Genomic DNA, 19,470 nt, shown 5'->3' with positions numbered 1-19,470 from the left:
GCGCCGACCACGAATGTACTGGCGGCGTACAAGTCTCAAGACCGAAGGGAAGCGGGCATTACGGCCCGCTTTTTTCTTGCGTATTTCAGCCAATCTCACCGCCTGCGTGTCCTGATGCATGGCCGGGTTTTTGTTTGAACTCCAGCGCGGGGTTATGCCGCTTCGGGGAGCCGAGGCGTGAACGTCGCCCTTGTGATCGACACGACTGTTCCGGATGTGCCAGTAGTGACATCCGTTCGAGCCTCAAGCTGGCTCACAAGCGCTTCCACAATTGCCGTTCCCAAGCCCGCGTTTGGTGTGGCGCTGACGGGTTTTCCAACGCCGTTATCCGAGACCGTCAGCTTCCAATCGCTGCCATCGGTCTCGTAGGTAACCTGAATGAGTGCGTCGGTTCTCTTTTTCGGAAAGGCGTATTTGATGGCGTTGAGAACCAGCTCAGTGACGATCAAGCCCAGGCTTACAGCCTTCTGTGAATCGATCCTGCCGCCTTCGGTCACGACCTTCACCGCAATAGCGAGGTCTTCTCCAATCATTGAGGCAGCCAGGCTGCTGCATAGCTTCGACAGATAGGAACCCACTTCAATCTCGTCTAGTCCGGTCGAGGCGTGAAGATGCCGCTGAACCTCGGCAACCGACATGACCCGCTGATGCGCGTCCTTCAAATGCTGGCGTGTTTCCTCGGAGGTGACCGATCGGGCCTTTATCAGCAAGATGCTGGCGATGATCTGCAAGCTGTTGGCAACCCGATGCTCCATTTCGCGAAGCAGCACATCCTTCTGGCGAAGCAGTTCTTCGGTTCGGCCCAGAAGCTCTTCCTTTTCCCGCTCGATTGCGCGGCGGGCCGTAATGTCGGTGAAGGCGAGCAAGATGGTGATGGCTTTGCTGTGATCGTAGATGACCTTTCGCGCATTGAGCAACATCGTGCGGTAGCCGATATTGGGGAAATCGTAATTCACCTCGAAACCGTCCATCGCCGTCTTCTCAGGAATGATCGTTTCCAGAAGCAGACGAAGTGCTGGAATGTCCCATTGGCCATCACCGAGAGCATAGAGCAGCGATCCTTGGGTCTGTTCTGGGTCGACCTTGAACGCCTGGTAGAAGGAGCGGCTGGCCGCCAGCACAAGAAACTGCTCGTCAAGCACGAGAAAAGGCTCGGGGATCGTATTGACGATAGCCTGCGCCAAAGTCTGGGCGTCTTCGACATTCGCGATGGGATGGAACATAGGCGTGAAGCCAATCTGTGGCGGATATCGCCTGCATGCACGGTATAGAGTTGTGGGATGCCTGTCTGTAGCGGAGTCACAGTCACTCCATGTCCGGCACATCACCGCTGACGAATAGGGTCGTCGGTGGACCGTACTCCCCGATATCCGGGTTGGCCTCACGGCTCCAGGCAATCACGCCGACGTGCTTGTCGGCCAGCGCCCTTGCCGTCCTGATCGCTCGATCCTCACTCTGCTGATCGGCCGGGCCGAAGGATGGGAATAACTCTCCATCCTCGCCACGGTCGAACGCGACGACGACGATCAGCTTGGGGTGCTTCTGTTGGGGCAGGACGTTGTCGGACATTGATGAGATCGTCCTTCATACGAAGGGTTGGCCCTACCGTTGGGAGGGGAAGGCAAAGTCGGCCGGGCCGTACTGCGAGGGGCTTGCAGTACGTGAACAATACAAGAACATTGGTGGGTGTCAAGCAAAACGCAGCAGAGCGCGTCTCACGTTTCAACGCGGAACAAATTGCCACATCGTCGTTTGAACGCCAGCCGCGCTTCCCAGCCGCGATTAGAGGTCTCCCATTCCTCGACCCAATTACCCGTCATCTTCCTCGCAAGGTGGCGGGCTTTTTGCGTCTGAGGGGAGTATCATCCGCGAGTCGGCTCCTTGTGGGCGAAATTGGAACACTTATGGCTCAATCTGCTTCGCAATCGGCCCTTACGCAATACGTGCGAACGCTCGCCTTAGAAACTGGTGCAACCGATGATCAGATCAGGGGCATTATCCAGCTAATCGGGATGAACCGGTCATCAATCGTCAGGGAAGCTCGTATCCTGCTGCAGTCTCTCAGGCTAAAATAGCCGTTTCAGGACTGCTTGGTGATTGTGCCGTGGTTCAGGTCGATGGACGCAGCGTCACGGATCTGGCTGGCGAAATCATCCTGTAGAGCGCCCCATTCTCCGATCCCGACGCCGCAGTTGCTGCAACGAATTTCGGAATACTCGGTCGCGTCCTCAGGGATATCCATCTGGATCGTCCCGCAGGCTTTGCAGTCAAGCTTATGATTTAGGCGAACTCGGGTCATCGGCCATCATGCGCTTTCCCGACAGGAATGCGAGTCATTCCACAATCGCCAGCAATATGATCGCCCGCCCAGACGAATCCGAGCGGGCTTTTTCAGAGTTAAGGCCTAGCGGATCGCGCCGATTAGTTTGCACCGCCGAGCTGTTTGGTCTTCTCGCAAAAATCGTTGTGTAGCTTTTCAGTATCGGTGTCGCATTCCTTCGAGAAGGCATCCCGATCTTCCTGAGCCATCGCCATCCACGCAGCTTTGAAGTCCTCGTCTGACTTCATAGCTTTCATGTCGCTGTCGGTGTAGAACGTTGCCATGGTTTCAGTCTTGTCGAATACCGATGGATCGGGGGTTGCCGTTGGCGTGGCGCTGGCGTCAGGTGTGGTTGATTGAGCCATCGCTGTCGTCGCGAGACCAAGAGTTAAGACCGAAGCCGCTAGAATTTTGATGAACATCGCGTTTCTCCAATTTTGATTGCGGACTAATCCCAACCTGAAAGATGCCGAAACGTTCCCGATTGCCAGCAGGTCATTTTCGGCGGCCGCCCCTAACATTTGCGCCAGGGGCGGCCACCGTCCGTTGCGTGTCCCCAACCACGCAAGCGGGCCGAGCCGCTAAATGCACCTCGGACCAAGGCAGGCTCGGCTATCCACGGCGGCTGGAGGAACCGCCGTGGATTGGATTAGGCCGCTTTGATAAGACCGGCGATTGCTCTCGGCACCGTCGAAGAAACCAAGCGGGTCTCCAAGGTCGTGATACTCCTCAAAGGGAACCGGGACGCTTAATGATGACAAAGCGGTCGCACGGTATCGCTGATCTGCCTCGTAAGCGTCCTGTCCCTCGGGCGTATCGATGCGAAGTGCGAAGCCAGCTGCAACGGCAGCGTTGGCAACCGGCTCCGGCACAGACCTTTTAACCCAGCGGCTGACCGTTTCCCAGCAATTCACTGTTGAGGCGTTGGCGACATAAGTAAGTCTCGCGTCACGAAGATTTCAACCTGCTGTTGCTTCGGCTTTTCCACCTCTGGCGGGGTCACGGCGACACTGAAGGACATTGAAAGGTCGACATCGCGGCGGCGGATGGCGTCAGCCTGAACGCGGTTGCGCTCGCCAATCAGTTGGCTTGCTGCGTCTCCTGCATTGAGTGGAGATGGGGATGCGCCTCCCTGGCCGAACAGTTCGCAATTCTTGCCGCATAATTGGCCACGGGTCAGGCCTCTTTACGTTTCCAGTCAACGGTTGTAACAAAACCTTCTTGCCTAGCCTTGAAAGGTGTCGACGAAGAGGTCGCGCAAGGCTTTCTTCTGGATCTTGCCCATGGCGTTGCGCGGCAGTTCGTCGACTGCGAAGATGCGCTTCGGCTGCTTGAACCGGGCGATCTTGTCCCGGATGCCGTCGAGGATCGCCTGCTCGTCGACGGCGGAGCCTTTCTTCGGGACGACCACGGCAACGACGCCTTCGCCGAAATCCGGATGCGGCACGCCGATCACGGCGGATTCAAGCACGCCATCCTGCTCGTCCAGCAACAGTTCTACTTCCTTCGGATAGATGTTGTAGCCGCCTGAAATGATCAGGTCCTTGGCACGCCCGACGATCTGGACATAGCCGTCCTCGTCGATCGTGACCACGTCGCCGGTGATGAAGAAGCCGTCCTCGCGGAATTCCTCCCTGGTCTTTTCCGGCATCCGCCAATAGCCCTTGAAGACATTCGGCCCACGCACTTCGAGAATGCCGATACCGCCATTTGCCACCACCTCGCGCGTATCCGGATCGACCACGCGAATCTCGACATTGGGCAGCGCGAAGCCGACCGTGCCGGCGCGCCGCGCGCCGTCATAGGGGTTCGATGTCGTCATGTTAGTTTCGGTCATGCCGTAGCGCTCGAGAATGCGATGGCCGGTCAGCTTCTCGAACGCGTTGTGCGTTTCGGCGAGCAGCGGCGCGCTGCCCGAGGTAAAGAGCCGCATATGGGAGGCAAGTTGCCGGGTGAAGCGCGGGTCATCGAGCAGCCGCGTGTAGAAGGTCGGCACGCCCATCATCGAGGTCGCCCTAGGCAGCCATTCGATTGCCTCATCGGCCTGGAAGGACGGCAGGAAGATCATCGAGCCGCCGGCCAGCAGGACGACGTTGCAGGCGACGAACAGGCCGTGCGTGTGGAAGATCGGCAGGGCATGCAGCAGCACGTCGTTTTCATCGAAGCGCCACGCTTCCACCAGCGAGTGCGCGTTCGAAAGCAGGTTGCCGTGCGTCAGCATTGCGCCTTTCGAACGGCCGGTGGTGCCCGACGTGTAGAGAAACGCCGCCAGATCATCTTCGCCGCGCGGGACGGTTTCGAAGAGCTCCGGGCGCGCCTCCGCCTCGCTTGCCAGCGTCCCCGTGCCGTCGCCGTCAAGCGTCAGCAGCCGCGCCCCCGCCTTTTCGGCGATCGGCGTGAGCGCCTCGCGGGCAGCCTCGTCGCAGACGAGAAGGCCGGGTTCGGCATTGTCGACGAAATAGTCCACTTCGGTCGGCGTATAGGCGGTGTTGAGCGGGAGGAAAATGGCGCCGGCCTGGATGCAGGCGGCATAGAGGGCCAGCGCTTGCAGGCTCTTCTTGACCTGCACCGCCACCCTGTCGCCGGGCTTGATGTCAAAAGCCTGCAGCACATGGGCCATCTGTGCGGAGAGCTTGAGAAACGCGTCGTAAGAAACGATCGCGCCGTCCTTCAGGAGGAGGAAAGGCTTGGAATTGCCCCGATGGGGCGCCAACAGCGCATCATAAAGCACGTTGGGCATTTTCTGTTCTCCGTGTATTTCGCCCTGGCCGTTCGGCCCCAAGCATTGATCTTACCGCCCGCGTCGCGACCACTTCGCCTTTATGCGCGAACAGTTCATGGTTGGCTTCTACCGTCTTGAGGTCGTAGCGGTAATTGACCATGACGCCGCAGGACTGGGAGAGCGCTTTCTTAGACAGATCGGCGAACGGATGAATGGCCTCCAGACTTGCTCCGTTTCCGAAATGAAACCGTGCGACGGGGTCGAGCGGCAGGCCGTCCGTTCGCTTCGCCCTGACAAGATATTCGGCGGCAAGTGCGGTGAGGGTCTGGCCGTCGGCCTGAAGATCGTCGAAGGACTGCGCCTCGATCAGCCGCGAAAGCAGCTTGCGATGGCCGTCATCGGCGGTCGATTGTGCCTCCTCGCGCATCCATCTGGTCAGGCCCGGCACGGGGGAGAGCGTCACGAACGTCTTGAGGTTAGGCAGCGACAGCATCAGGTCGGTGGCGACCTGCTTGATAAGGAAGTTCCCGAAGGAAATGCCGCCCAGCCCGCGCTGGCAATTCGAGATCGAGTAGAAGACGGCCGTCGTGGCCTCGGTCTCGCTGATCGGATCCCTCTCGTCCGAGAGCAACGCTTCGATCGAGTTGGGAATGGCGTCGGTCAGGGCAACCTCGACGAAGATCAGTGGTTCGTCCGGCATCGCCGGGTGGAAGAACGCGAAACAGTGCCGGTCCGCCGGCTGCAGCCGGCGGCGCAGATCGTCCCAGTCATTGATCGCGTGAACCGCTTCGTAGGCGATGATCTTTTCGAGAATGTTGGCTGGCGTTGCCCAGTCGATCCGCCTCAGCACCAGGAAGCCGCGATTGAACCACGATGCAAAAAGATGCCGGAAATCGATATCGGCCCGACCGAAAGAGGGATCGGTCTTCAGCGTGAGAAGCAGATCTTCACGCATCTTGACGAGCCTTCCGGTCGCGCCCGGCAGACGGTTCAGCCGCCGCAGCAATTCCTGTCTCGGCGGTTCGGATTCCTCGACAAGACGGGCGAGTATGTCCGCGTCGGGGGCATCCTTGTAGGCCGTGGCCGCTGCAATGATCGCGTCCGCATCGATATCGTGGTCCTCGACCAGCAGCCGGAAGAACGCCGCCTTCTCCTCCGCAGAGGAGCCCTCGTACCGGTCGAGGATGGCCGTGGCGATGGACGAACCCGACGCCTCGCCCTGTTCCGAGATGAGCGCGGCGCACAGTTCCTTCATGGAGCGGCGGTCGTTGCTGGGCGTGCGTGGCGCGGCCCGCTCGAAGATGGTCGCGAGAAGATCCTGCAGGAAGCTCGTTCGGCTCACGTTCCAGGCCCCATCAGATAGGTAGGCAGCCATGTGGCGATCTCGGGGAAGAAACACAAGATGACGATCTGCAGCATCATGCACCCGACGAAAGGCAGCGTTCCCCACATGATGCGCGTCAACGGAACGTCGGGCGCGATGGAGTTCACGATGTAGATGTTGAGCCCCACGGGCGGGTGGATAAGGCCTATTTCCATGTTGATGGTGATGATGACGCCGAACCAGATAGGATCGAAGCCGGCCGCCGTGATGATCGGCAGCAGAATCGGTGCCGTCATCAGGATCACCGCCGCCGGCGGAATGAAGAAGCCGCAGACGAGCAGGAAGATGTTGATCAGGAACATCAGCACCCAGCGGTTGACGTCCATGTCGGCGATCGCCTGGGCCAGCGTCTGGGTCAGATAGAGCGAGGTCAGCATGTATCCGAAGAGCACCGCTGAGCCGATGATCATCAGGATCATGACGGATTCCCGCGTCGTGTCGCGCAGGATCTGCCACCAGTCTGTCGGCCGCCACATCCGGTAGATGATCACGGCCAGAAGCACGCAGAGCGCCGCACCTACGCCGGCTGCCTCGGACGGCGTCGCGACACCGCCATAGAGGACGTACATCACGCCGATGACGATCGCCAGAAACGGTGCCACCTTGGGAAGGGACTCGAATTTCTGCTTCCAGGTATAGCGGAAATCGGCGGCATAGGCGTGGAAGCCGCGCTTCCACAGCAGGAAGACTGTCCACAGAATGAACAAGCTGGTCAGCATGATGCCGGGCAGGACGCCGGCGAGGAACAGCCTGCCGATCGAGGTCTCGGTCGCGATGCCATAGAGGATGAAGGTGATGGATGGCGGAATCAGGATGCCGAGCGTTCCGCCGGCACAGATCGAACCCGTCGCCACGTCGTCGGGATAGCCGCGACGGCGCATCTCGGGGATGCCCATGCGGCCGATGGCGGCGCAGGTCGCCGGCGAAGAGCCGGTCAGCGCGGCAAAGAGCGCGCAGGCGCCGAGATTGGAGATGACGAGACCGCCCGGCAGCCGGTAGAACCAGCGGTCGAGTGCCTCATAGAGGTCGCGGCCGGCCGGTGAGGAACCGATGGCGGCCCCCATCATCACGAACATCGGAATGGAGACGAGCGTGAAATCGTTGAGGCCGCCATAGAAGGTTTCGGCCGCGATGTTGAGCGCACCGAAGCCTTCGAAGATGGCGATGAAGACAAGGGCGATGGAGCCGAGACCAAAGGCCACGGGCGCGCCCGACAACAGCACCAAAAGGGTGACGACAAGGACAATGCCGCCTTCGATCGCCGGGTTCATGCCGGTTCTCCTTCATGTTCGACCGGGATGCCGAATGGCAGGTCTCGTCCTGTGGCGAGGCAATAGACGTCGACGATGTACTGGAGCGTGAGCACGGCAAAGCCGAACGGCATCGCCCCGAAAGGGATCCACAGGCGGACGCGCCACATGGTGTCCGACAGCCAATTGCCCGTCCACGATTCGCACCAGTAGTGCCAGGCCAGCCAGGTCATGGCGAGCGAGAAACACAGCGACATCCCGGCCGAGAGCATCGCCAGGCGAAAGCGTGCGGTCTTGCCGAGATAGTGGGGCAGGATGTCGACGCTGACGTGCCCGCGCGTCAGAAGCACGTAAGGGCTGCCGAGAAACGTTGCCGCAACGATTGCGTAGGTCGTGAAATCGGTCTGCCAGATCGTGTTCGAGCCCAGCACGAAGCGCGCGAAGACCATATGGCACACGACGATCACGCCGGCCGAGATGAGCGCGGCCGCGGCGAGCCCGCACAGCATCGACATTTGTCGGACCGTTCGGATGAATACTTCCATCATCCCTCTCCTGTTTGGTGCCTGACGGGCCTCGGCCCGGAAGTGCCGGACCGTAAATGATTGCCGGCGGAACGCACTTCACGCGTCCGGTTGGGACGCACGGCGTTCCGGGAGACGAAAGAGGCCGAACCGAAGCAACTTGCGTCGGTTCGGCCTCCTTTCGGTCATTTCACGGAGAGAGCTTCATCGATCAGCTTCTGGCCGTCCGGGACTTCCTCGGCGAATTGCTTGTAGGAACTCTCCTTGGCGACGGCGATCCAGGCATCGTACTCTTCGGGCGTCATGGTAATGACCTCGACACCATGATCCTTAAAGGCCTTCTCCATCTTCGCGTCGAGCTTGCGGGCTTCCAGATCGAAGAACTTTTCGGCCTTCTCGGATGCGGCCATTATGACGTCCTGCTGCTCCTTCGAGAGCTTTTCGAAGGTTTTCTTGGACATGAGCACGGGCTCGTACATGAACCAGAGCGCATTATCGCCGGGCGCGGTGATGCACTTGACCTGCTCGTAGATGCGGTAGGAAACGAAGCTCGCCGAACTTGTGTCGGTCGCTTCGGCGACGCCCGTCTGCAGCGCGTTGTAAACCTCGTTGCTGGCGATCGAGACGATCGATGCGCCCGCCGCCTGCCACATTGCGGCGAAGGTCGGACCGGCTGAGCGGATCTTCAGGCCCTTGATGTCCTCCGGCTTGTGTATGCAACCCTCCTTGGAGGCAACCGCGCCAGCCAGCCAGGCATCCGCCAGGACGATAGCGCCGGCTTCGTCGATCTTGGCCTTGATATCCTTCATGAACTGGGAATCGTTCAGCCTCTGGGCGCGGTCGTGGTTGCGCACGAGGCCTGGCATAAGCGTGGCGCCGAATTCGCGCACGCGCCCGCTCGCATAGTCCAGCGGAAACGAGGTGATGTCGAGCTGTCCCTTGATCAGGGCATTCCATTGGTCCTTCGCCTTGAAAAGCGAGGCGCCAGGGTAAACCTGGATCGTCAGATCGACATTCGCGGCCTTCGCCTCCTTGGCGATCATCTGCACCATTTCGTCGCGCGGATCGCCCTTGCCGCCGGGAAACTGATGCGACGCTTTCAACGTAAGCGCGCCGGCATTGCCTGTGCAGGCGATCGAAAGACCGACGGTCGCGGCCAGAATTGCGAGATAGGATTTCATTTTTATTCCTCCCTGCAGATATTTCGCTGCGTTTTATCCGGGCTCCTCCAAGCCATGGGCACTCTAGCGGTCGTGCACTCTATGTCAACGCTCTTGTATACAAAAAGACTCTTGTTGAATGCAGCGCTCCACGCTAGGGTTGGGCATGGAACTCAGGAACGCAGACAGGATTCGCGAGGAACTCGAACAGGCCATCATGGCCGCCGAGTTCGCCGACGGCGAGCGGCTCGATGAAGTGACGCTGTCCATACGCTTTTCGGTATCGCGCACGCCGGTGCGCGAGGCGCTGCATGCGCTGGCCGCTTCCGGTCTTGTGGAGACGATCCCGCGCCGCGGCGTCTTCGTGCGGTATCCGAGCTTCATCAAGCTGATCGAGATGTTCGACGTCATGGCCGAACTGGAGGCGATGTGCGGTCGTCTTGCGGCGCGGCGCATCACCGATGAAGAACTCGACAGGCTGGAGGAGGCCGCGATCGCTTGCCAGAAAGCCGAGAAAAAAGGCGACACCGACGAATACTATCGGGAAAACGAACGCTTCCATCACGTGCTTTATCACGCCAGCGGTAATTCCTTCCTGGCCCAGGAAGCGTCCAAATTGCACAAACGTCTCAAACCGTTCAGGCGGCTCCAGCTACGCGTGCGCGGGCGGCTGCGGCAGTCCATGCAGGAGCATCGCGAAGTCCAGGACGCGGTTCGAAAGGGTGATGCCGAGCGGGCCGCCCATGCGCTGCGCAGCCACATTGCGATCCAGGGCGAGAACCTGCACGACCTCATGGCGAATTTCGCGAAATATCACCTGCGCGTGCCGCCGCAAACGACGTGATCGGCTGCATCGGCAGCGCCGCGCGGGGGAGTTGTCAACTTATCAAGAAATGCTGCTTTCGTTCGGCGAGGACCACCTGTCAAGCCAAAGTAATTGCAGTTCTACACGAGGCGAGAGCGCTGCTCCGGCATCAACAAGGCGCGATAGTCGGCTCGCCCGAACCAACGATACCGATCGCGGGCAACGAGGGCGTAGACCCAATCGCGGATCGGCTCGATCGACTTAACTGCGCGAGCGCACGAGAGTCGGCGCATGACTGCGAGGTCCAAACGGTGCCCGCGACGTGGTCCGGTGGTTTCTCGCTGGGGTCAGGACCCATTAAATAGCTTGAGGGGTCGAGGGATCACTGATTCATTGTGGCCGGAGGTGCCGCAATGGATGATTTGCTACTGTTGTCGCCGGCGCAAATGCGACGGATCGAGCCGTTCTTTCCCCTATCGCACGGGGTGCCGCGGGTAGACGACCGGCGCGTGCTGCCAGCCGACGCTAGGCGAGGAGCAAGCGACCGGCAGGCCCGACATTGTCACCCGGTCGCGTCAGCAGCACCGCGTCGCGAAGGACTGCCTCGTCCTCGACGCGGCCCGCCTGTTTCACGCTTACCGTCGCGGTGCCAAGCGCCAGCCGCTGGCGCCAGGCGCCGGCCCATCGCTCTTCTCGGCGGACCACCGCGTCGAGCGCGCCGATGGCAGCACCGTCGACGAGCGCGATGTCCTCGATCTCTTTGCCGGCAACGGTTTGCGCATCGGCGCGGCGCGGCGCAGCCAGGCCGGCACAGGAACCGGCGCGGCGTCGGCCGGGGCGGTTTGAAGGAGCGCGGAGCGTTCAGGCGAAAGAATCATGGCCGGCAATCTACCGTGGTCGTGCGCTTGATGCCACTTTATTCGACATCATCCGCACCGCCTGTCGTGCGGAATAAAAGACCGATAATTGCTTATCGTTCGTAATTGAAAATCGCTAGCCGAGCATACCCAACCCGTGCTTTTCGACCACGGAAAGCAGCTTCAGCGCCATGCCGCTCGACCGCTTGGCGCCGCTCTCCCACTTCTGCACCGTCGATTCAGAGGTGTTCAAATGCAGCGCAAACACCGGCTGGCTGACATGGTTTTTTCCCGCAATGCCTTGATCTCGTCCAGTTGAAGCCCAACGGGTGCGGCGAGGCAGCTCTCGTCAAAACTGCGCATCGTCGCCTTGTTGATGGCGCCGACCATGTGCAGCGCGCGCGCCGAGCTGTGGATCGCCTCGAAGGCGTCGGACGTGTACTTAACGATCCTGGTCATGGCACATCGCCAAAAAATCCTTCTCCGCTACCAGCTGGTCGATCTGAAGGTCGCTCAGATCCGAATAGGCCTTGGCCAACCTGCGGAACTGGACGAGTTCCCTCTCGTCGATGTTTGCCCGGTCCTGCTTGGCAAACAGATACTCGAAAACCCAGAAACGACCGGAGCGCGCCAGAACGATAGAGCGATGCATTAAGTCGTTTCTTGAACACACCGCCGCCGAGATCGTCGGCCAGCCCGAGCGCAACCTGCACGATTGCCCTGCAAGGTTAGGCATCATTGATCCGCGCATTGCGCGCCGCCTTGGCAAGCCAGGCCGTCTTGAAGGTTCTCTCCGTCATGCAGTCAGATAACACTGGGGCTAGAGTTTCAAGCGCCAGCCGGTCTATCCGCGGTGGGCCGGGTAATGGACAGGCTCAGCGTTTGGCCTCACATTGAGACATGCAGGTTCGCTCTTGTCGATCCTGAGTGGAAAAACCACAGCCCGAAGTACCCGAAGCAATGGCCTTACTTGTTGACCAAACCCCTGGACGTCCCCCGCACCCTAACCTGCAGGCGGCCAGGCGGGATGTCGCTGGAACGCCAGCCGCTAGCGACATCGTCGATATCGTCATGGAGATGGGCAGCACGCCTGATCCTGCACAGGCGACAGCGCCACAAAAGCCCCCTGCCCTGCTGACACCACCGAAAACCGCATTGCCGGCGCATCTGGAGGGGCTTGCCGATCGAGCACGCAGCTACGTCGAGGCAGCCAGTTCCGCCAACACGCGCCGCGCCTATGCGTCGGACTGGAAGCATTTTTGCGCCTGGGCGCGGCGGCAGAATCTCGAGGTGTTGCCGCCCGATCCGCAGACTGTTGGCTTTACATTACCGCACAGGCCTCCGGCGGCGCCGCCGGGACGGCGACCAAGGACAAAAAGCCTAATTCCGTCTCGACAATCGAGCGCCGCATGTCTTCGTTGACTTGGAATTACGTGCAGCGCGGTCAGCCGCCCGATCGTAAAGATGGCAACGGTGCTGTCCGGCATTCGCAACAGCCACGCCAAACCGCCGCTGCAGAAAGAAGCCATCCTGCCCGAGGATCTGCTGGCCATGCTGGAGACGCTCGATCGCGGTTCTTTGCGCGGCCGACGGGACCGCGCACTTTTGCTCATCGGTTTCGCCGGCGGACTGCGCCGCTCCGAAATCGTCGGCCTCGATTGTCTGCCCGACCAGACCGGGGACTCTTCGGGCTGGATCGAGGTTTTGGACAAAGGCATTCTGGTCACCTTGCGTGGAAAGACCGGCTGGCGCGAAGTCGAGATCGGCCGTGGCTCGGCCGACGCCACCTGGTCGCGCTCTAAACCTGGCTGAAATTCGCGAAAAGCGGCCAGGGGCCGCTGTTTCGGCGTATCACCGGCCAAGGCAAACAGGTTGGACCCGACCGGCTCAACCTCAGGAAGTCGCCCGCTAGTCAAGCGCACCGCCCTTGCTGCCGGCGTGCGCGGCGATCTGTCCGAAGGTGAGCGCGCCAAAAAGCTTCTCCGGCCACTCGCTCCGAGCCGGGCTTGCCTCTTCGTCCGAGGCCGACGAGCGTATGTGCAAAAACAGCTAGGCCATGCCTCCGCCGAAATGACCCGCAAATACCAACGCCGCCGTGATCGGTCCCGCGTCAACCTCACCAAAGCATCAGGGCTGTAGGCGTGGAAAAAGCCCTCCCCTGCCCCATCTTCAATGAGATGCAGTGGCGATATGGCTTTCTTCGGTGGATTTGTCGGCCGACAGAGCCCATCGGACGGCTTCGGGCTCTTTCTCCATGATCCGCAGCAAGGTCCGAGCCGCGCCACGGGGTTGCCGCGTCCCCTGCTTCCACTTCTTGTAGCCGGAAGGACTTGTGCCAAGCACAATCGCCATTTCATCCTGGGTAAGATCAAGCTGCTTATGCGCGCGTGTGGTCGTCGTCCCATTCCGTCCCCGCTATCAAAGGGCGAGATCGTAATTCCCGAAGACGCCAAGAGCCAAATCGACCACGGCCGGCCAGGGCGCAGCGATATGCGCCCTACCCTGTTCGTCGCCTCTTAAATCACGACCGGTGCGAGGTGTGACGTGTCAGACTGAGATGGGACGGATTATTCTTGTGACTATTTTCAATCGGTTCGCTTCCATGAGGCCCTCTTGTTGCCAGAATCGCCCAGCGGCCGCTCGTGCGACCTCGCCACATCTTGGCGGCCAAAACCTGTAAGGGGCGGCGCTTGACCTCGCTATGAGGGGATTCCGCTTGTGGCGGCAGAATACTGTTTTGTCGGCGGACAAAATTGACAAATAGTGTAATGTAATCAAAGGCATGAATCGATTCGGTACGGTGCTGCATTTTTGATGGTTAACGTCTTGTTAACTTTAAAGTTCTTGCCGGGGGAAGCGAATCGGGCATAATCACGGTTAGTTGGTGTTATCGTGCCAAAAATCGTTTTTAGGATAGCTCGATCGAATGAACGTGAGTTCGCCCGTCATGACGAAAACGCCGTTGCATTTCGAGAAACACATTCTCGAACAAGGCGATTTGATTTCCAAGAAGTTGCATCTGCTTTCAATGCAGCGCTTTCCTCCGCTCGCGAAAAAAAGCCTGCGTTCATTCTCTCTGGCAGAGGTTGCCACCTATCTCGGGGTCTCTCAAAGCCATTTGAAGAAGCTGCATCTGGAAGGCAAGGGCCCGGTGCCTGAGACCTCGTCTTCCGGAAGGCGCTCTTATACGGCCGAGCAGATGCTTGAGCTGCGCCAGTATCTGGACCAGCATGGTCGTTCTGATGCCCGTATGTATGTTCCCCGTCGTCGGCTCGGTGAGAAACTTCAGATTCTCGCTGTCGTGAATTTTAAGGGTGGTAGCGGCAAGACGACGACGGCTGCCCATCTCGCCCAGTATCTCGCTCTCACCGGCCATCGCGTACTGGCGATCGATCTCGACCCGCAGGCATCACTTTCCTCGCTGCACGGCTTCCAGCCTGAACTCGATCAGACTAAATCGCTGTATGACGCGATCCGATATGATGACGAGAAGGTCCCGCTTCTCGAGGTCATTAGGCCGACCAATTTCCCAAATCTCGACATCGTGCCGGCGAACTTGGAACTTCAGGAATTCGAATACGACACGCCCCTTGCGATGACGGACAAGACGTCCAATGTCGGTCGGGCGTTCTTTACGCGGATTTCAACAGCGTTAATGGAAGTCGATGACCGCTACGACATTGTCGTCATCGATTGTCCGCCGCAATTGGGCTACCTGACGATCACCGCTCTGACCGCTGCGACGTCGGTCTTGATCACGATCCACCCGCAGATGCTCGATGTCATGTCTATGGGGCAGTTCCTGCTGATGCTTGGCAATATTCTCGAGCCCATCAGAGCCGCAGGAGCGGCGGTTAATCTGGAATGGTACCGATACGTGATTACCCGTTTCGAACCTATGGATCAGCCACAGGCCCAAATGGTGGCGTTCCTGCATACGCTGTTCGGCGAATTCATCCTCAAGAACCAAATGGTGAAATCAACGGCGGTGTCGGATGCGGGGATTACCAAGCAGACGCTCTACGAGGTCGAAAAGAACGCCATGACCCGCTCGACCTATGAGCGAGCCATGGAAGCACTGGATGGCGTGAACGGTGAAATTGCCGGGTTGGTCCATGAAGCATGGGGACGCTGATATTGTCGGCTGACAAAATCAGCGGTTTCACGAGTGGTTTCAATTGGCTAGGCGGTAATTGGAGGTGAATGAAATGGCACGTAAGAATCTTCTTGCAGGCCTTGTCGATTTGGAGACCCCTAACGAGGTGTCGTCTGTCTCTGCCGTGGCCTATCCAGTCCGCGGCGCTTCGAAATCCATGATCCGCTCCGTCAGCGAGCTGGCCAAACAGGCTGACGCGTATCTTGAGGGCGAACATGTTGTCGAGCTTGATCCTGAGCTCATCGACGGCTCGTTTGTATCCGACCGTATGGGAGAAGATAGGGCGCAATATCAGGAACTGCTGGAGGCGATCCGGGAGAGAGGGCAGGACACCCCGATCTTGATACGTCCGCATCCTAGTGTCGACGGTCGATATATGATTGTTTTTGGCCATCGCCGAGTTCGCGTCGCCAAAGAACTCGGCTGCAAGGTGAGGGCGGTCGTAAAGGCCATCGACGACAGAACCCACGTCATAGCCCAGGGGCAGGAAAATTCGGCCCGGGCGAACCTGACTTTCGTCGAGAAGGCCATGTTTGCTAAGCGCCTTGAGGACTTGAACTACGGCAGGGAGATCATTGGTGCAGCATTGGCATCCAATGCCGCCGCCATCTCCAAGATGGTGTCCGTCGTTTCAAGGATCCCGGTCGCCATCATCAACAAGATCGGACCGGCTCCGGCGGTTGGCCGTGAACGGTGGGTTGAGTTGTCACTGCTCGTCGGCAGGAAGGCGGATGCCGTAGACCGCGTCGTGTCCAATCCCGGATTTGGAGAGTTGGGAAGCGACGAACGCTTTGAGCGATTGTTCGCCGCCCTGAATGCAAGGGGCGCGTCGGTCAGGAAGGTCGCGGCGAAGCGAGAAGTTCGAGCGTGGGCTCCTGAGGACAACTCGGTCTGCGTCAGCGTAAAGCGTAGCGGCAAGACAGCGACGATAGCTCTTGGAGAAGCTAACGGAACCCGCTTTGCCGATTGGATTTCCGACAACTTGGGCGATCTGTATGAATCGTTCAGGAAGTCGGAAGGAGACTAGAAGCCGCAAAAGAAAAAGGCCCCCGAACGGCGAACCGTGGAAGCCTCTCTCAAACCGTTGCAAGTCTGAGAATCACATTTCCACGAATCAGTGTCAAGCATTTTGACGTCGAAGCCGGCGAGCAGGATTCTTTTGCCTGAATAAAGGCGAAGAAGGAAATGGAAACGCATATTGCAACGACTCCCTTTGGGAGCCGAACGATGACGCTTGCCTTGTTGGCAGCGCAAAAGGATTCCCAAGAGATCCCTGAAGGGAAGGTCGTTGACAAATGGCAGGTCTACCGCGACCTCTGCGAAGGCAAGAGCCTTGTCGGTATCGGGGACCGGTCGCTGGCCGTCTTAGCGGGCTTGCTGTCGTTCTACCCGGATAACGAGCTGTCGGAGGAGAACGGGTTGATCGTGTTCCCTTCTAACAAGCAGCTATCGCTTCGGGCACACGGGATGGCGAATGCCACGCTGCGGCGACATCTGGCGGCGTTGCTGGATTGTGGTCTCATTACTCGGCGGGATAGCCCGAACGGCAAACGATACGCCCGCAAGGGCAGGGAAGGGGGGCTTGAAGATGCCTTTGGTTTCTCTCTCGCGCCGCTTCTCGCCCGCTCTGAAGAGTTTCAGCAAGCGGCCGAACGCATCCGTGCGGAGAACCGTGGCCTCAAACTGATGCGCGAGCGGATCACGCTGCATCGTCGTGACATCCATAAGCTGATCGAGGCAGCGATCGAGGAAGCCGTTCCTGGCGACTGGGGAGGCCTGTGGAGGCGTTTCCGTGAGATTGTGGAGGCTATCCCGCGCAAAGCCGTCCTACACGAGATGGAGGCCGTCGTCGGCGCCTTGGCGGCTGTGCGTGAAGAGGTGGATATGATGTTGGAAAACTTCATGGAAACTCAGAATCCGAGCGCCAATGAGTCTCATAATGAGCCGCAGCAATCTGACTCAAATACATATGCCTTATTTGAACTTGAACCTGCTTCCGACAAAAGCGGGGCGACGGTCGAGGCTGAACGGGGAGCGCAGGAACCGCCGAAAGGGTATCCGCTAGGCTTTGTGGTAAAGGCTTGCCCAGAAATTGTCGATTATGCCTTGGATGGGATCGGCGATTGGCGCGATCTAATGGCCACCGCCGCCCAGGTGCGTGGATATCTTGGGGTTTCGCCGTCGGCATATGAGGATGCTTGTCACACGATGGGGCCGGAAACCGCGGCGATTGTCGTCGCCTGCATCCTGCAGAGGGCGCAGCACATCAATTCGGCGGGCGGATACCTGCGGGCGCTGACGGAAAAGGCGAGGGCAGGGGAGTTTTCGGTCGGCCCGATGTTGATGGCGGCGTTCAAATCGAATGGGGGGACGTCGAGGATGGCGGGGTAGGATGCAGAGGCTCAAGGTCGTTAAGCGCTTGTTTCCGGCAGTAGAAAGCGGTGAGAAGACCTCAACCATCAGGTGGCGAGAGCTGAGAATCCAACCCGGGCTCATGATCTACGAATGTGACACCGATCCGAGAAAGGCAGTCACGGTTTTTGTGACCTCGTGTACGGACATGCCGCTCTCGCAGGCGGCAGCGTTCGCCGGGCGAAAGGATGAGTGGCCCGATGACGTCATGCTCGCTTGTATGCGTGAGCATTACCCGGAAATCAAGCTGACCGATATCGTTCAGGTGGTTGATCCGAAGCAGACTAGGAAAAAGGCGGCCTATGGCTCACTTTGATTTGGCCGCCCGCCTGAAATCGATGATTTCGGCCTGCCTGTACGGCTTCGAGTGTTCGGCCGTCGCCACGGCTTCGACCAGGATGTCGATCGCCAGGCGCGATTTCTGGCTAGTTTTATCGTCGCCCGACAATTGGAGCCAGGCTTGCTCGAGGAGCTCGCGCGCATGGCCGAAATTGGATTGCATATGTCGTCTCCAAATCGCGCCCACCGCGTCGGAAGAGGTGACAGAGCCGGGAACACGGACGGTAAACGGCCGAGTTCGCATTCGTCTTAAATGGTAGACAATCGCCGTTAGCTTCCAAGGATGCCGATGGATTGTTGAGCGAAATCAGACGGATGGTAATCTCCGGCGGCCGAGCAGAACGGGTGGACACTTATTGTGGACGGCTGGCGGCCAAAATTGAGATCGAGGTTTTGAGCTACCTCCAAATAATGTCCAATAATACTCGTGGGTATCTGCGCAGCCTCACGGGGCGGGCGAAGCACGGCACATTCACGGGCGATGATCATGGCGCTGTTGCAAGTTGGATGCTTCCAGGGGAGGGAGGTCGCAAAGGGGCGGTCTAGGCAATGGATACCATGCCAGCGGATGCCATCTTGATGGCAAGTTAAAGGTGGCCTATATTCGGGACGAAGGAGATAAGCATGGCCGAACCTCAACTTTCTGTGCGAAGTGCCAAGGCGCGAGACCTTGCTCACCGGCTTGCCCGTCGCGAAAATCGCTCGATCGCGGACGTCGTTGAGCGTGCGCTGGAGTCCTACGAGGTCCGTGAAGCCGGTCGCGAACCGGCTGCAACGTTCTACGCGCGCATGTCGACCAACAGCGGCACTGATATCGATCTCGAAGCGATCATCAGAGAAGGACGCAAAGTCCACACGGGACCTGAGCTTTGATCTTTCTCGATACCAATGTGATTTCGGAGACTCTGAAAAAGGCGCCAAGTCCGGCCGTCATGGCTTGGCTCGTGCGGCACGATGCCGAGCTTGCATTGCCCACCGTAACGATTGCGGAGCTCGCTTTCGGGATTCAGAAGATCGTGCCCGATCAGCGTGCTGGGCGGCTGGAGCAGGGCCTTTCCGATTGGCGCCGCCGTTTTGCCGACCGGATATTCGGGCTGACCGAAGAGGCAGCCCTAGCATATGGTGAAATCATGGGCACCGCCTCGCGCCAAGGACGAGGCATGTCCGCACCGGATGGGATGATCGCCGCCATCGCGCGAGTGAATGGCGGTCGCCTTGCCACCCGCAATTTGAGCGACTTCGGCACGACTGCCCTCGAGCTGATCTCTCCGTGGGAGTTCTGAACCGCAGGAAGCGGGCTTATTCAGCATAGCAGCAGGGTAGGGGAGGGGGCCTTTGCCTCCTGGTCTTATCTGTTGCCTACAGCCCCGACGCTTTTGTCAGATTGACCCTGAACCGATCCCTTCGGCGCTGGTATTTGCGTGTCATTTCGGCGGAGGCGTGGCCGAGTTGCTTTTGCACATAGCGCTCGTCGACTTCGGCCGAGGAGGCGAGGCCAGCCCGCAGAGAATGCCCGGAGAATTTTTGCGCCCGCTCGCCTT

The 19,470-nt window shown here is 59.3% G+C and carries 19 protein-coding genes and 5 pseudogenes; 9 read left to right on the top strand and 15 right to left on the bottom strand.

The features are described 5' to 3' along the window. Positions 1-152 precede the first annotated feature (152 nt). The 9 genes from ACX3P0_RS24375 to dctP form a co-directional block, all read right to left on the bottom strand. On the bottom strand, positions 153-1,223 hold the full coding sequence (locus ACX3P0_RS24375; protein WP_459092670.1) for a sensor histidine kinase: 1,071 nt from the start codon (positions 1,221-1,223) through the stop codon (positions 153-155). An 82-nt stretch (positions 1,224-1,305) separates the two neighbouring features. Then, positions 1,306-1,569: a hypothetical protein gene (locus ACX3P0_RS24370; protein ID WP_459092669.1), complete on the bottom strand. Its 264-nt coding sequence runs from the start codon at positions 1,567-1,569 to the stop codon at positions 1,306-1,308. Between the two features lie 511 nt (positions 1,570-2,080). Next, positions 2,081-2,242 (bottom strand): hypothetical protein, encoded by a 162-nt coding sequence (locus ACX3P0_RS24365; RefSeq protein ID WP_459092667.1) that lies wholly within the window; start codon positions 2,240-2,242, stop codon positions 2,081-2,083. A gap of 179 nt (positions 2,243-2,421) precedes the next feature. Then, on the bottom strand, positions 2,422-2,742 hold the full coding sequence (locus ACX3P0_RS24360) for a hypothetical protein (protein WP_459092665.1): 321 nt from the start codon (positions 2,740-2,742) through the stop codon (positions 2,422-2,424). A gap of 803 nt (positions 2,743-3,545) precedes the next feature. Continuing rightward, the gene (locus ACX3P0_RS24355; RefSeq protein ID WP_459092663.1) at positions 3,546-5,060 is read right to left on the bottom strand and encodes a malonate--CoA ligase; all 1,515 of its coding nucleotides are present in this window, start codon (positions 5,058-5,060) and stop codon (positions 3,546-3,548) included. Continuing rightward, on the bottom strand, positions 5,041-6,384 hold the full coding sequence (locus ACX3P0_RS24350) for a malonyl-CoA decarboxylase (protein WP_459092661.1): 1,344 nt from the start codon (positions 6,382-6,384) through the stop codon (positions 5,041-5,043). The genes ACX3P0_RS24355 and ACX3P0_RS24350 overlap by 20 nt, the downstream gene beginning before the upstream one ends. Continuing rightward, positions 6,381-7,697 carry a TRAP transporter large permease gene (locus ACX3P0_RS24345; protein WP_459082871.1) on the bottom strand — a complete coding sequence of 439 codons (1,317 nt, stop codon included), beginning with the start codon at positions 7,695-7,697 and terminating at the stop codon, positions 6,381-6,383. Before ACX3P0_RS24345 ends, ACX3P0_RS24350 begins: the two co-directional genes overlap by 4 nt. Then, complete coding sequence (locus ACX3P0_RS24340) at positions 7,694-8,221, bottom strand: TRAP transporter small permease (RefSeq protein ID WP_459092659.1); 528 nt, start codon at positions 8,219-8,221, stop codon at positions 7,694-7,696. Before ACX3P0_RS24340 ends, ACX3P0_RS24345 begins: the two co-directional genes overlap by 4 nt. A 164-nt stretch (positions 8,222-8,385) precedes the next feature. Continuing rightward, positions 8,386-9,381 (bottom strand): TRAP transporter substrate-binding protein DctP, encoded by a 996-nt coding sequence (gene dctP, locus ACX3P0_RS24335; protein ID WP_459082867.1) that lies wholly within the window; start codon positions 9,379-9,381, stop codon positions 8,386-8,388. A 145-nt stretch (positions 9,382-9,526) separates the two neighbouring features. On the opposite strand from dctP, the gene ACX3P0_RS24330 reads away from it, so the two are divergent. Together ACX3P0_RS24330 and ACX3P0_RS24325 are read left to right on the top strand one after the other, a co-directional pair. Beyond that, the gene (locus ACX3P0_RS24330) at positions 9,527-10,204 is read left to right on the top strand and encodes a GntR family transcriptional regulator (protein WP_459092657.1); all 678 of its coding nucleotides are present in this window, start codon (positions 9,527-9,529) and stop codon (positions 10,202-10,204) included. Between the two features lie 374 nt (positions 10,205-10,578). Further along, positions 10,579-10,680 (top strand): annotated as a pseudogene (locus ACX3P0_RS24325) (IS5/IS1182 family transposase); the annotation flags it as partial. Positions 10,681-10,693: 13 nt separating this feature from the next. Here ACX3P0_RS24325 and ACX3P0_RS24320 read toward each other — a convergent pair. From ACX3P0_RS24320 to ACX3P0_RS24310, 3 pseudogenes are all read right to left on the bottom strand, one after another. Next, positions 10,694-11,043: pseudogene (locus ACX3P0_RS24320) on the bottom strand (DUF1403 family protein); the annotation flags it as partial. Positions 11,044-11,158: 115 nt separating this feature from the next. Further along, positions 11,159-11,481: pseudogene (locus ACX3P0_RS24315) on the bottom strand (helix-turn-helix domain-containing protein). Continuing rightward, positions 11,465-11,822, bottom strand: a pseudogene (locus tag ACX3P0_RS24310) (type II toxin-antitoxin system RelE/ParE family toxin). The pseudogenes ACX3P0_RS24315 and ACX3P0_RS24310 overlap by 17 nt, the downstream one beginning before the upstream one ends. Before the next feature lie 271 nt (positions 11,823-12,093). On the opposite strand from ACX3P0_RS24310, the pseudogene ACX3P0_RS24305 reads away from it, so the two are divergent. The 5 genes and pseudogenes from ACX3P0_RS24305 to ACX3P0_RS24285 all read left to right on the top strand — a co-directional run bounded on the left by ACX3P0_RS24305 (position 12,094) and on the right by ACX3P0_RS24285 (position 17,906). Further along, positions 12,094-13,161, top strand: a pseudogene (locus ACX3P0_RS24305) (tyrosine-type recombinase/integrase). A 787-nt stretch (positions 13,162-13,948) separates the two neighbouring features. After that, entirely contained in the window at positions 13,949-15,157 is a 1,209-nt protein-coding gene (gene repA / locus ACX3P0_RS24300) for a plasmid partitioning protein RepA (protein WP_459092655.1), read from the top strand. Positions 15,158-15,230: 73 nt separating this feature from the next. Next, positions 15,231-16,205, top strand: coding sequence for a plasmid partitioning protein RepB (gene repB / locus ACX3P0_RS24295; protein WP_459092653.1), 975 nt, complete (start codon positions 15,231-15,233; stop codon positions 16,203-16,205). A 158-nt stretch (positions 16,206-16,363) separates the two neighbouring features. After that, entirely contained in the window at positions 16,364-17,569 is a 1,206-nt protein-coding gene (gene repC, locus ACX3P0_RS24290; protein WP_459092651.1) for a plasmid replication protein RepC, read from the top strand. A 1-nt stretch (position 17,570) separates the two neighbouring features. After that, positions 17,571-17,906, top strand: a complete 336-nt coding sequence (locus ACX3P0_RS24285) for an ASCH domain-containing protein (protein ID WP_459092649.1) — start codon at positions 17,571-17,573, stop codon at positions 17,904-17,906. Here ACX3P0_RS24285 and ACX3P0_RS24280 read toward each other — a convergent pair. Both ACX3P0_RS24280 and ACX3P0_RS24275 read right to left on the bottom strand, forming a co-directional pair. Beyond that, positions 17,898-18,092 carry a hypothetical protein gene (locus ACX3P0_RS24280; protein WP_459081684.1) on the bottom strand — a complete coding sequence of 65 codons (195 nt, stop codon included), beginning with the start codon at positions 18,090-18,092 and terminating at the stop codon, positions 17,898-17,900. The two genes, ACX3P0_RS24285 and ACX3P0_RS24280, sit on opposite strands and share 9 nt — an antisense overlap. A 107-nt stretch (positions 18,093-18,199) precedes the next feature. Continuing rightward, entirely contained in the window at positions 18,200-18,418 is a 219-nt protein-coding gene (locus ACX3P0_RS24275) for a hypothetical protein (protein WP_459092647.1), read from the bottom strand. A gap of 135 nt (positions 18,419-18,553) precedes the next feature. Here ACX3P0_RS24275 and ACX3P0_RS24270 point away from each other — a divergent pair, with 135 nt between their 5' ends. Beyond that, positions 18,554-18,802, top strand: a complete 249-nt coding sequence (locus ACX3P0_RS24270) for a plasmid stabilization protein (RefSeq protein ID WP_459092645.1) — start codon at positions 18,554-18,556, stop codon at positions 18,800-18,802. Next, positions 18,799-19,212 carry a PIN domain-containing protein gene (locus tag ACX3P0_RS24265; protein ID WP_459092643.1) on the top strand — a complete coding sequence of 138 codons (414 nt, stop codon included), beginning with the start codon at positions 18,799-18,801 and terminating at the stop codon, positions 19,210-19,212. The genes ACX3P0_RS24270 and ACX3P0_RS24265 overlap by 4 nt, the downstream gene beginning before the upstream one ends. Before the next feature lie 76 nt (positions 19,213-19,288). Here the strand turns inward: ACX3P0_RS24265 and ACX3P0_RS24260 are convergent. Next, positions 19,289-19,470 (bottom strand): tyrosine-type recombinase/integrase (locus tag ACX3P0_RS24260; RefSeq protein ID WP_459092236.1); only part of this gene is annotated, 182 nt, incomplete at its 5' end.

The organism is Mesorhizobium sp. A556 (assembly GCF_054489545.1).
Note: the sequence above shows the minus strand (reverse complement) of the source record. Positions and strands in the feature narration are given on the sequence as shown.